Here is a 13,604-nt window from a genome sequence, read left to right as displayed (position 1 = left end):
TATTTTTATTAGGATGAGTAAGGGAGTGTGAAAATATGTCTGAAAATAAAACGTTAGTTGACTTACAAAAAGATGTAGATATATACATAAATCAATTTAAAGAAGGTTATTTTCCACCAATGGAAATGTTAGCTAGACTGACAGAAGAGTTAGGGGAGCTTTCCAGAGAGATACAACATAAATATGGTACGAAGAAAAAAAAGAGTACGGAAGTTGATAAAGAACTTGCAGAAGAAATGGGAGATTTCTTTTTTGTGTTAATTTGTTTAGCAAATGCAGAAGGAATTGACTTACAAGAATCCTTGCAAAAGGTATTAAATAAATACAATACAAGGGATAAGGATCGTTGGACTAAAAAGGAGGACTAGTTATGGTTATAAAAGTAGCAGTAGCAGGGCCAAGAGGAAGAATGGGAAAAGAAGCAGTAGATACAATAGTTAAAAATACAGACTTTTTATTAGTTAGTGTTTTAGACAATAAAAAAAATGAAGACTTTTTAGGAGATAATATTCCGATATTCACTTCTTTAAAAGAGTTAATATATCAAACCGAACCTGATGTACTTGTAGATTTAACAGTACCAAGCTCTGTTTTTGAACATGCAATGATTGCTTTGGATAGTGGAGTAAGACCTGTGATTGGTACTACAGGCTTTACTGATTTACAATTAGATGAGATTCGGAACAAAGTAGAGGAGAAGGAAATAGGATGCATTATCGCTCCAAACTTTTCAATTGGAGCCGTCCTAATGATGAAATTCTCCCAAATGGCTGCTAAATACTTACCGAATGTAGAAATAATTGAAATGCATCATGATAAGAAGGTGGATGCTCCTTCAGGTACAGCAACAAAAACAGCACAGATGATTAATGAAACGAGAACTACATTTAAGCAAGGTCATCCAGATGAAAAAGAAATTATGGAAGGGGCAAGAGGGGCAAACTTTTCCGGAATGCATATACATAGCGTACGAATGCCAGGTCTACTTGCACATCAACAAGTTCTTTTAAGTGGAGAAGGTCAGTTATTGACTATTCGACATGATTCGTTTGACCGGACTTCTTTTATGTCTGGGATTGTGTTATCCATCACTGAGATAATGAAACAAAATACACTAATTTACGGCTTAGAAGATATTATTTTAGAGGAGTGACATGATGAGAATAGCATTAGTGGCACATGACAAAAAAAAGGATGATTTAATTCAATTTGTTACTGCATATAAAACTATTTTTGAGGAACATGAATTATTTGCAACAGGAACGACAGGTACACGAATAATTGACGAAGTAGGTCTGTCAGTATTCAGATACAAGTCAGGTCCCCTAGGAGGGGATCAACAAATTGGTTCAGCGATAGCAAACAATGTAATGGATATGGTAATTTTTTTCAGAGATCCCCTTACTGCGCAACCTCATGAACCAGATGTATCTGCTTTAATCCGATTATGTGATGTGTATCAAATACCTTTAGCGACAAACATGGGTACTGCAGAGATATTACTAAAGGGAATTGAAGAAGGATTTTTGGATTGGCGGTTGCTTGAAGAGAGACGTACACGTTAAGGAAGTGATTTTATGCGCAAATTGAAAATTGGAATAACCTGTTATCCGACAGTTGGCGGATCAGGTGTTATTGCTACTGAATTAGGGAAATTGCTTGCTGAAAAAGGTCATGACATTCACTTTATCACTTCCAGTATGCCTTTCCGTTTAAACAGAATGTATCCAAATATAACGTTTCATCAAGTAGACGTTAATAGCTATTCTGTATTTCAATATGCCCCATATGATATTGCATTAGCGAACAAAATGGCTGAAGTAATTGAAGATGAAGGTCTAGATGTTTTGCATGTACATTATGCGATTCCTCATGCAGTTTGTGCTATTTTAGCCCGCGATATGGCGGATTCAGACATTGGCATTGTTACAACATTACATGGTACCGATATAACTGTGCTTGGTGAGGATTCTTCCTTATCAGGTGCCATTCGTTATGGTATTGAGAAATCAGATGTTGTCACTGCGGTTTCGGATTCCTTAGTTAGCCAAACATTGGAGTTAATTTCTCCGAAAAAAGAAATAGAAACTGTTTATAATTTTGTCGATGAAAATGAATATACAAAAAAAGAAGATAGAAATTTAAAGGAATTATTAGGAATTAGAGAAGATGAAAAAGTAATTATCCATGTTTCTAACTTTAGGAAAGTAAAACGTGTGCAAGATGTAGTCAAAAGTTTTGAGTTAATTCGAAATGAGATTCCTACAAAATTATTATTAGTTGGAGATGGACCTGAAAAACACCCTATTATGGAATATGTTAAAGGGAAATCTATCGAAAATGATATATTATTTTTAGGGAAGCAAGATAATTTATCTGAGTTATATTCAATATCAGATTTAATGCTACTGCTATCTCAAAAAGAATCTTTTGGATTAGTATTATTGGAAGCAATGGCATGTCAAGTCCCTTGTATTGGTACAAAAATTGGTGGTATACCAGAAGTCATCTCACATGGTGAAAATGGATATCTTGTTGAACTAGGAGATATAAATAAGGTCGCTGAATATGGATTGAATATATTACAAGACCCATTATTACATAAAGAACTAAGTGAAACATCTCTAAAAATTGTAAAAGAACGTTTTAGTTCTGCTAGTATTGTTGAACAGTATGAATCGTTATATGAAAGAGTGGCGAGAAGATAACATGATGAAGAATCGGTGGCCGATTGCATATCAAGTAATTGAACAGCTAGAGCAAGCTGGATTTGAAGCATATGTAGTAGGAGGAGCAGTCCGCGATTTCATAAGAGAAGTCGATGCAAATGATGTAGATATAACTACTAACGCGACACCGATTGAAGTCAAACAATTATTTAAACACACAATTGATGTAGGGATTGAACATGGAACAGTACTAGTTGTATTAGATGAAACAATCGAAGTGACTACTTTTCGTTCAGATGCAACCTATTCCGATTTTAGAAGGCCAGATCACGTTGAATTTGTTCGATCGCTTCAAGAAGATCTAAAAAGAAGAGATTTTACAATGAATGCAATGGCTTTAACAAAATCAGATGAGTTAATAGATTACTTTGGTGGTCAAAAGGATATTGAAAATAGATTAATACGTGCAGTTGGAGACCCGAAAAAGCGTTTTTCAGAGGATGCACTTCGAATGCTAAGAGCAGTTCGTTTCTCTGCTCAGCTGAACTTTTCCTTACAAGAATGTACATTGGATGCAATTAATTCGTTGCATGCTTTGATTGAGCATGTATCTATGGAAAGAGTAAAGGTTGAACTCGAAAAGATTTGGACAAGTACTTATGTCGGAAGAGGAATGCAATTATTTGTATCAAGTAAACTTGCAATAAATTTTCCAGGTGACTGGGATACTTATTTGGAAAAATGGAATAGCTTTAATTACTTTGGTAATGCCGCAAATGGTTGGGCATTTTTTTCACTTATGCAAAAAAGTGATGATATAAATGCTTTAATAAATTTTTATAAGTGCTCCAATGCTGAAAAATCCTATGTGAAACAAGTATCAGATGCAGTAGAATTATTGAAAAAAGGACATTGGACTACCTATGAAATTTTTCAATTTAAAGAAGATGTTCTAATAGCGGCAGCTAACTATGGTGCGCTCTTATTTGGAATTTCAGTTTCCTATACAAATGAGTCAATTCAACAATTAAAAAAAGCTATTCCGATCTCTTCTTCGAAAGAAATTGTAGTAAACGGAAATGACATTATGGAATGGAAACAACAAAAAAGGGGACCTTGGTTAAAAGACGTTATTGATAAAATGACGGAAGCTATTGTTAATGGACGAGTAGCGAATAATCGAAAAAGTATAAAGGAATGGTTTTTTCGTGAATATGACGAATAAAGAAAAAATACTAGCCCAATTGATTGCTGCAAAAGGAAACCCGATATCAGGCCAAAAGCTTGCAGATGAATTATCTATCTCACGAACGATGATTTGGAAGCACTTGAAAGCGCTAGAAGAAGAGGGGTATGTCGTGGAGGCTGTTAAGAAAAAAGGATATATTCTTCAAACAATCCCGGATATTGTATCGAAAGAGAGAATAACTCCACTATTAGAAACAAAGCAATTAGGTCATAATATCTTATATTTCCCTGTTTGCGATTCCACCCAAAACATTGCAGCTGAGTCTGCCAGAGAGGGTGTCTCTCATGGAACGGTAGTAATTACGGAAGAGCAAACATCTGGTAGAGGTAGGTTAGAACGAGCTTGGGATTCCACTGCGAATAAAGGAATATGGATGAGTGTTATTATTCGACCAGAGATCAGTCCACATCAAGCACCGCAATTTACACTTGTGTCTGCTGTCGCTATAACAAAGGCAATAGAATCATTAACAGGTTATGCACCTGAGATCAAGTGGCCGAATGATTTATTGTTAAATGGAAAAAAAGTAACTGGAATATTAACAGAGCTACAAGCAGATATGGATCGTGTTCAATCTATCATTATTGGAATTGGGGTAAATGTAAACCAAGATACGGAATCTTTTAATGAGACCATTCAATCCATTGCTACTTCATTAAAAATGGAAACAGGATTAGAGATTGATCGAGCTGAGTTAGTTGCTAAAATCTTATTTTATTTAGAAAAATACTCGTCCATTTATGTAGAAAATGGATTTGAACCTATAAAACTTTTATGGGAAAGCTATAGCTGTACAATTGGAAAAAGAATTAGAGCCAGCCTCTTAAGAGAAACACTCGAAGGGGTAGCTATTGGAATAACTGCTGATGGTGTACTAGAGCTTCGTTTAGATAGTGGGGAAATTAGAGGAATTTATTCTGCAGATATTAACTTGATTGACAAATAATAATTTGGACTATTTTGTAGTATTCTGTTATTCTGTATGCGAAGGGTAGTATCTTAATTGAACTGCACCTGCTTATTATTTTACTGTAATTAAATAGTCTGCCTTGATCATGTAACGACAGGGACGGAGAAAACCTCAATTAACTTTTTCTGCCCTTCTGCCCATTTCTGGGATTGAAGGGCTTTTTATCGGTTTTCTTCTCAATAAAAAGAGGAGTGATACACAATGAAAACAACAAGTAGTTTTGTAGAGATGAAAAAAAACAATGAAAAAATTGCAATGATTACTGCATACGATTATCCTACTGCTAAGTTTGCAGAAAATGCAGGAATGGATATGATTCTAGTTGGAGACTCCTTAGGTATGGTAGTGCTTGGCTATGATTCAACTGTTCTTGTGACGCTAGATGACATGATACATCATGGAAAAGCTGCTAGAAGAGGTGCACCTAATACTTTTTTAGTAGTAGATATGCCTTTTGCAACTTATCATGGTTCATTAGACCAAACACTTTCGAATGCAGTAAAAATTATGCAGGAAACGAGTGCACAAGCAGTAAAAGTGGAAGGTGCAGATGAAGTAATTCCTGTCATTCAAAGATTAACTTCTGCAGGTATTCCAGTTGTTGCCCATCTAGGTTTACTTCCACAGTCAGCTGGAGTTCTCGGTGGATATAAAGTGCAAGGTAAAACTGCAGCAGCTGCAGAAAAATTAATAGAGGATGCAATAAAATGTGAGCAAGCAGGTGCTTGTGCAGTAGTTTTAGAGTGTATCCCTCATCAGCTAACTGAAAACATTTCTACTGCTTTAACAATTCCTACAATAGGAATTGGAGCTGGTGTTACTTCGGATGGTCAAGTGTTGGTTTTCCATGATATGGTTAAATATGGAACACATCATATACCGAAATTTGTAAAGGAATTTGCAAATATTGGTGGACCAATTGCAGATGGCATAACACAGTATGTACAAGAGGTTAAACATAAATCTTTCCCAGCAGAGCAACATCAATTTACTATGAAAGAAGATCAACTTCAACAATTGTATGGAGGAAAACATGAAAACAGTAAAAACAATTAATGAATTACAAGAATTTCTAAATAGTAATAAAGGAAAAACGATTGGATTAGTTCCTACGATGGGATACTTGCATGAAGGACATCTCGCTCTACTAAACAAAGCAAGACAGGAAAATGATATTGTCGTTTCTAGTATTTTTGTCAATCCTGCTCAGTTTGGTCCAAACGAAGATTTAGATCGATATCCAAGAGATATTGAGCATGATACAGAGCTTGCAATAGGAGCGGGGATAGATGCTCTTTTTGTTCCGTCTGTTTCAGAAATGTACCCTTTTGAAAGCGGTATTTCTATTCATGCAGGGGAGCTTTCCACTAAACTTTGTGGAGAAAGCAGACCAGGACATTTTGATGGTGTATTAAAGGTTATTACTAAGTTATTTCATTTAGTAGAACCGACAAATGCTTATTTTGGCCAAAAGGATGCGCAACAACTTGCCATTATTGATACATTTGTTCAAGCTTATAATTTTCCTGTTCAAATTGTTCGAGTGCCAACTGTTCGAGAAGCTGATGGACTTGCAAAAAGTTCACGAAATGTCTTTTTAAGCGAAAAAGAAAGAGTAGAAGCCATTCATCTATATAAAGCATTAACTATTGCGACCGATACATGGATGGAAACAAAGAATATCCAGGAAGCGCTAGCAAAAGGTAAGGCTCATATTGAACAAAACACATCAGGTCGAATCGATTATTTTCAAGCATTATCCTATCCAAATTTAAGAACGGATCTGAATAATGTGGAACAAGTATTGTTTGCAACAGCTGTATTTTTTGAAAATGCCCGTTTGATCGATAATATAATAGTTGAAGTAAAGGAAGTGTGATTGATGTTACGAATGATGTTAAATAGCAAGATACACCGCGCAGTTGTGACTCAAGCAGATTTAAATTATGTAGGTAGTATCACAATCGATCAAGATATTTTGGATGCAGTCGGGATGCTGCCAAACGAGAAAGTGCATATTGTAAATAATAACAATGGAGCACGTTTTGAAACGTATATTATCTCTGGTGAAAGAGGAAGCGGCGTTATTTGTGTAAATGGAGCAGCTGCTCGCCTCGTTCAACGAGGAGATATTGTTATTATCCTTTCCTATGCCTACGTGATGAATGATGAAGCCAAAACACATCAACCTACAGTAGCCATTATGAATGATAATAATACGATTAAACAGATAATACATTACGAACCTGAAGCTACAGTGATGTAATTTACTATCCGGCCAAAGACTTATTAGATTACTAAAATTCTTGAATGCGAGGGACGTGACTTTATCACGTCCCTCGCATCTTTTTGTAGTAATAATTAGAAAAAGTTGTTCAAAGCACAAAGTAATAGTTTGAAAACAGAAATTCTTTAAATGGTGATAAAGGGGTACCCTTCTTATCTATATGCATTCGCGCTGGCCGCACGTCCGCATGAGCCGCTGTATGCGCTAAGGCTCATACATCTATCTCATACGGCACGTCATGCGGCTGGGAAGGCGCGACTGGAGGTATCATCAATTTCAAAAAAAGGTTTTCAATTAAAATGAGCTACATAGTAGTGTAAGACCAAAATACTTTACTTGTTATCAATGATTTTTCATCAAAAATAGGATGTGCAAACGACGAAGGAGCAACTCATCCTACGGAGGCTCATACATAGCGTGCGGCAAGCGCACACCCGAGTCCTAAAAGAGCAAATTAATTAGGTTTTAGGTTACATGGAATACTACTTATCTATATGCATTCGCGCTGGCCGCACGTCCGCATGAGCCGCTGTATGCGCTAGGCGCATCCATCTGTCTCATACGGCACGTCATGCGGTTCGGAAGGCGCAACTGCAAGTGTCAGCCATTACAAATAAAAGGTTTTCTATTAAAATGAGCTACATAGTATTGGGACTCCAAAATATTGGCTGATTTTTCATCAACAGTGGTGACTAAGATGTGCGCATTACTAGCCGCAAGCGCACTTACATGTTAAATGCGGTTTTATACTGATAAATCATTTCTAAATATTTTAAGACCCCACATTTACTTCTTTCAATAAAATTTCATTACTTAAAGGGGAGTAACCAGGATGTGCAACTTACCCGCCGCAAAAGTGCGAAGAATGAGACCCCGTAAAGGATGTGGGAGCGACGAAGGAGCGACTCATCCTGCGGAGGCTCATGCGAAGCGTGCGGCAAGCGCACATCCGAATTTCTATTTTCTATGGTTTTGAAATATATTTTATGTTTATGAAATTAGACCCTACATTTACTTCTTTCAATAAAATGACACTACTTGAAGGGGAGTAACCAGGATGTGCGCCTTACCCGCCGCAGGACCGCGAAGAATGAGACCCCGTAAAGGATGTGGGAGCGACGAAGGAGCGACTCATCCTGCGGAGGCTCATGTGAAGCGTGCGGCAAGCGCACGTCCGTGATTCTATTTTCTATGGTTTTGAAACATATTTTATGTTTAAGAAATTAGACCCTACATTTGCTTCTTTCAATAAATTGGGAATGCTTAAAGGGCATTATCCAGGATGTGCGCCTTACCCGCCGCAGGAGCGAGTTGAATGAGACCCCGTAAAGGATGTGGGAGCGACGAAGGAGCGACTCATCCTGCGGAGTCTCATGCACAGAGTGTGGCAAGCGCACGTCCGTGTTAAAAGGGGTTTGAAATTTGATAAATCATTTCTAAATATATGTATTAAAATTCATGCTTGTTTTAATGAAGATTTATTTTCAATTGTTTACATCAAAATTTTCGTTTCTTATTAGTGAATGTGTTACAATTTTTTAGAGAAAGTCTTTAATGTTCTTACTTTTAAAAATTAGAATTGTGAGTTGAGGAATGGTGGAAAATCATAAATATGCAGTTGTAGATATTGAAACAACAGGCCATTCATCTTCTAATGGTGACCGCATAATTCAGATAGCAATTGTCTTTATAAATGACTATAAAATCACAAATACGTATACAACATTTATTAATCCGGAAAAACAAATTCCTTTCTTTATTCAAGATTTAACGAAAATTAAAGATGAAGATGTAGTGAATGCTCCTCTTTTTGAAGAAGTTGGTTCACAAATTTTAGATATGCTTCAAGACCATATATTTGTAGCACATAATGTTCATTTTGATCTTCCATTTTTACAAAGTGAACTTAAAAGAGTTGGGCTTCCGAAGTTAATTTGCAAAAATATGGATACAGTTGAATTTACAAAACTAATGTTTCCCAACTTGTATAGTTATAAGCTACAGGATATTTCCTCTGAGTTACATATTGAGTTGCATTCAGCACATCGAGCAGACGATGATGCGTTGGCTACTGCACATTTGCTATTAAAGTGCATAGAGCAACTTTCTCAATTACCACTACGAACAATAGAATTATTACATAAAAGATCTTTTCATTTGAAATCTAACTTATCCTTAATTTTTTTTGAGGTGTTAACTTCTAAAAGAAAAGAGTTGGACTCAAAAGATTACCCAACTTATCATTCTATACCTTTAAAATATGTAGAGGATGAGATTGATTTTCAGCCTATTCAGCAATGTTATCCTTTAGAGAGATCTTCTAAATTGAGCTTGTTCCATGAAAGTATGGAACGATTTGAAGAGCGTCCAGGTCAATTTGAATTAATGGATAAGATTCACGCTGCACTAAAGGATAAAAAAGAAATTGTTTGTGAGGCGGAGACTGGGATTGGTAAAACCTTGGGTTACTTACTTCCTGCTACCATTTATGCAATGGAGCAACGGAAACCAGTAATCGTTAGTACGTATACAACTCATTTAATTGATCAGTTAATTTTGGAAGAAATACCTAAATTAAATGAGCTCTTAGGTATTCAAATTCAAGTAGGAAAATTGAAAGGGATGCATCATTATATCGATTTATATCGATTTTGGCAGCATCTTCAATTAGAAGATGAATCTTATGATGAAACTTTTACTATTATGCAAATATTAGTTTGGTTAACACTAACAGAAGAAGGGGATTTGACCGAGTTAAATGTTTCAGGTGGAGGTCAACTTTTTATTGATAAAATAAGAAGAACTGATCGTTTTAATATGAAAGAGTTGAAAGAGGTAGACTTTTATCAGAAAGCTATTCGAAAAAGTGAAAAATGTGATATTTTAGTTACCAATCATGCCATGATATTAGCAGATCAGGAAAGAGAAAATAGGTTATTGGTAAATGGATGTGCAACTATTATTGATGAGGCACATCAATTTATACATGCCAGTATGTCTAGAAAAGAACGCGTTTTTTCTTATACAAATTGGAAGTATGTGCTTGGTCAATTTGGAACATTGGATACGGAACATTTACTTTATAAATTGTCCGATTTGCATATTCCATTAGCTTTACGTGTACGTTTAGAAAAGCAATTTGTTGAAGTAGTAAATACTTTTGATGATACTATTTCTGCTATCGTCCATTCTGCAAGCCAAACAAAAACTCGATATAAAAATACAAAAAAATCTATTCTTCTTGGAGAATTCAACATAGATGAATCCAGTTTGAGAAGAGTAGCAAACTCCATTCAAACTTTTATTTTTTCTGCAAAATCGATTATCCATTCATATTCGGACCAATTAGAATTATATTCATCTATCATATTGAACGAATGGGAATATTGGATTCGAGAGCTTGAAATAAAAGTAAGCGAATGGGATGAAATATTTTTACAGGATGCCACACTTGAAGCAAAGTGGTTGGAAATGGATACAAGAAGCATACCGGGTAGCTTGACTATTATTAAAAGACCATTAAACTATCAGCAAGATATTAAAAGTGCCCTCGATCCGCTAAGAGAGGAAGGGGCGGTTGTATGGACTTCGGGAACACTTTCGGTTCCTACAAATCGCCACTTTATCACTTCTCAGTTAGGATTAGATAATAATATTAGCATTTCTACATTTAAAGCTTCTGCTGACTATTATAAAGGAGCAGAATTGTTAATTGTTGACGATATGCCAGATATCCAGCAAGTATCTCAAAGTGACTATATTGAATCAATCGCGGAAGCAATTGTTCAAACAGTGCTGGTTACTGAAGGAAGATGCTTTGTCTTGTTCACTTCTCAAGATATGCTTCGAAAAACAGTTGACTTAATACAAGACACAGAATTGTTAGATGATTATATGTTGTTTGCACAAGGTATGTCATCTGGAAGTAGAATGCGCTTATTAAAATCATTTCAGCGTTTTTCTAAATCAGTATTATTTGGCACAAATAGTTTTTGGGAAGGTGTAGACGTTCCGGGAGACGCATTATCTGTAATTATTATGGTGAGACTTCCTTTTTCCTCTCCAGAGGACCCTTTATTTAAAAAGAGAGCAGAATTATTAACAATTAACGGTCAGAACCCATTTACTGCTTATTCTTTACCAGAAGCAGTTCTTCGCTTTAGACAAGGTTTTGGTCGATTAATCCGTTCATCATCCGATAAGGGTGTTTTTATCGTGTTAGATAGAAGAATTGAAACAAAGTCCTATGGAATCGATTTTATTCAAGCAATCCCTAATATTCCAGTAAAGAAAGTATCGCTAGAAAATATGGTCTTAGAGCTGGAAAATTGGTATACTAAGGGAGTATGAGTTTTAGAAAGCGGGTAGAAATATGGAAAAAAAAATTGAAGTGCTATCAACCGTTACGGTAAATTATCAGGGTGACTTATATAAAGTGGTTGATGCTTTAAATCGTACATTAAAAGAACAGGATTTAATGTTTGGATTGGCACTTGATAAGCAAGATCAAGAAAAAGCAGTATTTACAATTTACAGGACTTAACTAATGGCATTAAAAAGATGGATCCTGTTTATTGTTATTTTTTTAATCAGTCTAACGGTTGTTCTAAGCTTACTAATTTACTTTCAAGCAAAAAATCCTTTCAAAACTGCTAGCGAAGATGCTGAATCTTATGTAATGAAACATGAGTTGTTATCTGATATTAATGATTCTTATGTATATAATAGTTCTGATTCATTCCATACAGTTATAGGTACAACTGATAACGGGGAAGAAAAAGCGTTTTTCATTCCTGAAAAAAAGACAGATGAAGCTATAATGGAAGTTAATTTAAAGGATGGAATAACGAAAGAACAAGCGATTGAACTAGCTATGAAAGAGGAAAAGGACAGTAAAATATTACATGCTAAACTTGGAGTAGAAGAAGTAGGTCCAGTTTGGGAAATCACGTTTGTAGATAACGACAATAACCTTGGTTATGTGTATTTGTTATTATTTAATGACGGAGATTGGTGGAAACGTATTTCAAACTTATAATTTAACTTTTGAATTTTTGGAGGGTAACATGAAAAAAATTATGATTAAAGATATGGAGAACCATGTCGGCGAAACAATAAAATTAGGTGCATGGCTTTCAAATAAACGGTCAAGTGGTAAAATTGCTTTTTTACAACTACGTGATGGTTCTGGTTTTGTTCAAGGAGTTGTAGTGAAAGAGGAAGTTGGAGAAGAAATTTTTCAAGTTGCTAAAGGATTAACACAAGAAACTTCTATGTATGTAATAGGTGAAGTAACTAAAGACGATCGTTCTTCTTTTGGTTATGAATTACAGGTAAAACAAATTGATGTGATTCATGCTGCTGTGGATTTCCCAATTACACCTAAGGAACATGGTACGGAATTTTTAATGGACAATCGTCATTTATGGTTACGTTCTAGAAAACAACATGCTATTATGAAAATTCGTAATGAAATTATTCGTGCTACATATGAGTTTTTTAATAATAATGGATTTGTAAAAATGGACCCACCTATTTTAACTGGATCAGCTCCAGAAGGGACGTCCGAATTATTCCATACAAAATATTTTGATGAGGATGCTTATTTATCTCAATCTGGTCAATTGTATATGGAAGCTGCTGCAATGGCACTTGGTAAAGTATTTTCTTTTGGACCTACATTTCGTGCAGAAAAATCTAAAACACGACGTCATTTAATTGAATTTTGGATGATTGAGCCTGAGATGGCTTTTGTAGAATTCGACGAAAACTTAGAAGTGCAAGAACAATATGTTGAATATATAGCACAAGCAGTATTAAAAAATTGTACATTAGAATTAGAACGTTTAGGTCGTGATATATCTAAACTTGAAAATATTAAAGCACCGTTTCCACGTATTTCTTATGATGATGCTATTAAATTTTTACATGAAAAAGGATTTGATGATATCCAATGGGGGGATGATTTTGGTTCTCCTCATGAAACAGCCATTGCAGAAAGCTACGACAAACCTGTTTTTATCACACATTATCCAGTAGGGATCAAACCTTTCTATATGCAACCGCATCCAGATAGAGATGATGTTGTATTATGTGCAGACTTAATTGCTCCTGAAGGTTATGGAGAAATTATTGGTGGATCTGAGCGTATTCACGACTATGATCTTTTAAAACAACGATTAGAAGAGCATGGTTTAGATGAAGCAGCATATGCATGGTATTTAGAGCTTCGTAAACAAGGTTCCGTGCCACATTCAGGTTTTGGACTCGGATTAGAAAGAACAGTAGCATGGTTAAGTGGAGCAGAACATGTACGTGAGTCTATTCCATTCCCACGTTTATTAAACAGATTATATCCATAAGATAAAACAACCGCTATATTTTCTTACTTAAAGGGACAAGGCATCACGGTTGGATCAAAAAGAAAGG

Annotated in this window: 13 protein-coding genes; all 13 read left to right on the top strand. The window is 35.5% G+C overall.

Annotated elements, in window-relative coordinates; all coding sequences use genetic code 11:
* The first annotated feature begins 35 nt into the window (after nucleotides 1-35).
* Entirely contained in the window at nucleotides 36-368 is a 333-nt protein-coding gene (locus tag P2Q73_RS11950) for a nucleotide pyrophosphohydrolase (RefSeq protein WP_056829498.1), read from the top strand.
* Nucleotides 369-370: 2 nt separating this feature from the next.
* Nucleotides 371-1,153 (top strand): 4-hydroxy-tetrahydrodipicolinate reductase, encoded by a 783-nt coding sequence (gene dapB / locus P2Q73_RS11945; protein ID WP_275787347.1) that lies wholly within the window; start codon nucleotides 371-373, stop codon nucleotides 1,151-1,153.
* A gap of 4 nt (nucleotides 1,154-1,157) precedes the next feature.
* A complete protein-coding gene (gene mgsA / locus P2Q73_RS11940; RefSeq protein WP_053589775.1) occupies nucleotides 1,158-1,565 on the top strand; it encodes a methylglyoxal synthase in 408 nt (135 codons plus the stop codon).
* 12 nt (nucleotides 1,566-1,577) lie between these two features.
* Nucleotides 1,578-2,708: an N-acetyl-alpha-D-glucosaminyl L-malate synthase BshA gene (bshA, locus tag P2Q73_RS11935; RefSeq protein WP_056829502.1), complete on the top strand. Its 1,131-nt coding sequence runs from the start codon at nucleotides 1,578-1,580 to the stop codon at nucleotides 2,706-2,708.
* Nucleotides 2,686-3,894, top strand: a complete 1,209-nt coding sequence (locus P2Q73_RS11930) for a CCA tRNA nucleotidyltransferase (RefSeq protein WP_275787341.1) — start codon at nucleotides 2,686-2,688, stop codon at nucleotides 3,892-3,894. Before bshA ends, P2Q73_RS11930 begins: the two co-directional genes overlap by 23 nt.
* Nucleotides 3,884-4,864 carry a biotin--[acetyl-CoA-carboxylase] ligase gene (locus P2Q73_RS11925; protein WP_345798848.1) on the top strand — a complete coding sequence of 327 codons (981 nt, stop codon included), beginning with the start codon at nucleotides 3,884-3,886 and terminating at the stop codon, nucleotides 4,862-4,864. Before P2Q73_RS11930 ends, P2Q73_RS11925 begins: the two co-directional genes overlap by 11 nt.
* Nucleotides 4,865-5,089: 225 nt before the next feature.
* A complete protein-coding gene (gene panB, locus P2Q73_RS11920; protein WP_275787338.1) occupies nucleotides 5,090-5,944 on the top strand; it encodes a 3-methyl-2-oxobutanoate hydroxymethyltransferase in 855 nt (284 codons plus the stop codon).
* Nucleotides 5,922-6,767 carry a pantoate--beta-alanine ligase gene (gene panC / locus P2Q73_RS11915; RefSeq protein ID WP_275787335.1) on the top strand — a complete coding sequence of 282 codons (846 nt, stop codon included), beginning with the start codon at nucleotides 5,922-5,924 and terminating at the stop codon, nucleotides 6,765-6,767. Before panB ends, panC begins: the two co-directional genes overlap by 23 nt.
* A gap of 3 nt (nucleotides 6,768-6,770) precedes the next feature.
* Complete coding sequence (gene panD / locus P2Q73_RS11910; protein WP_053589770.1) at nucleotides 6,771-7,154, top strand: aspartate 1-decarboxylase; 384 nt, start codon at nucleotides 6,771-6,773, stop codon at nucleotides 7,152-7,154.
* Between the two features lie 1,614 nt (nucleotides 7,155-8,768).
* Nucleotides 8,769-11,525, top strand: a complete 2,757-nt coding sequence (dinG, locus tag P2Q73_RS11905) for an ATP-dependent DNA helicase DinG (protein ID WP_275787332.1) — start codon at nucleotides 8,769-8,771, stop codon at nucleotides 11,523-11,525.
* Between the two features lie 22 nt (nucleotides 11,526-11,547).
* A complete protein-coding gene (locus tag P2Q73_RS11900) occupies nucleotides 11,548-11,718 on the top strand; it encodes a YpmA family protein (RefSeq protein WP_082355209.1) in 171 nt (56 codons plus the stop codon).
* 3 nt (nucleotides 11,719-11,721) lie between these two features.
* Nucleotides 11,722-12,213, top strand: coding sequence for a cell wall elongation regulator TseB-like domain-containing protein (locus P2Q73_RS11895; protein ID WP_275787329.1), 492 nt, complete (start codon nucleotides 11,722-11,724; stop codon nucleotides 12,211-12,213).
* 28 nt (nucleotides 12,214-12,241) lie between these two features.
* On the top strand, nucleotides 12,242-13,537 hold the full coding sequence (gene asnS / locus P2Q73_RS11890) for an asparagine--tRNA ligase (RefSeq protein WP_275787326.1): 1,296 nt from the start codon (nucleotides 12,242-12,244) through the stop codon (nucleotides 13,535-13,537).
* Nucleotides 13,538-13,604 lie beyond the last annotated feature (67 nt).

This window comes from Bacillus sp. Cr_A10 (assembly GCF_029222665.1).
Classification (GTDB): domain Bacteria; phylum Bacillota; class Bacilli; order Bacillales_A; family Planococcaceae; genus Psychrobacillus.
The sequence above is the reverse complement of the archived record's forward strand: the minus strand, read 5'-3'. Positions and strand labels throughout refer to the sequence as shown.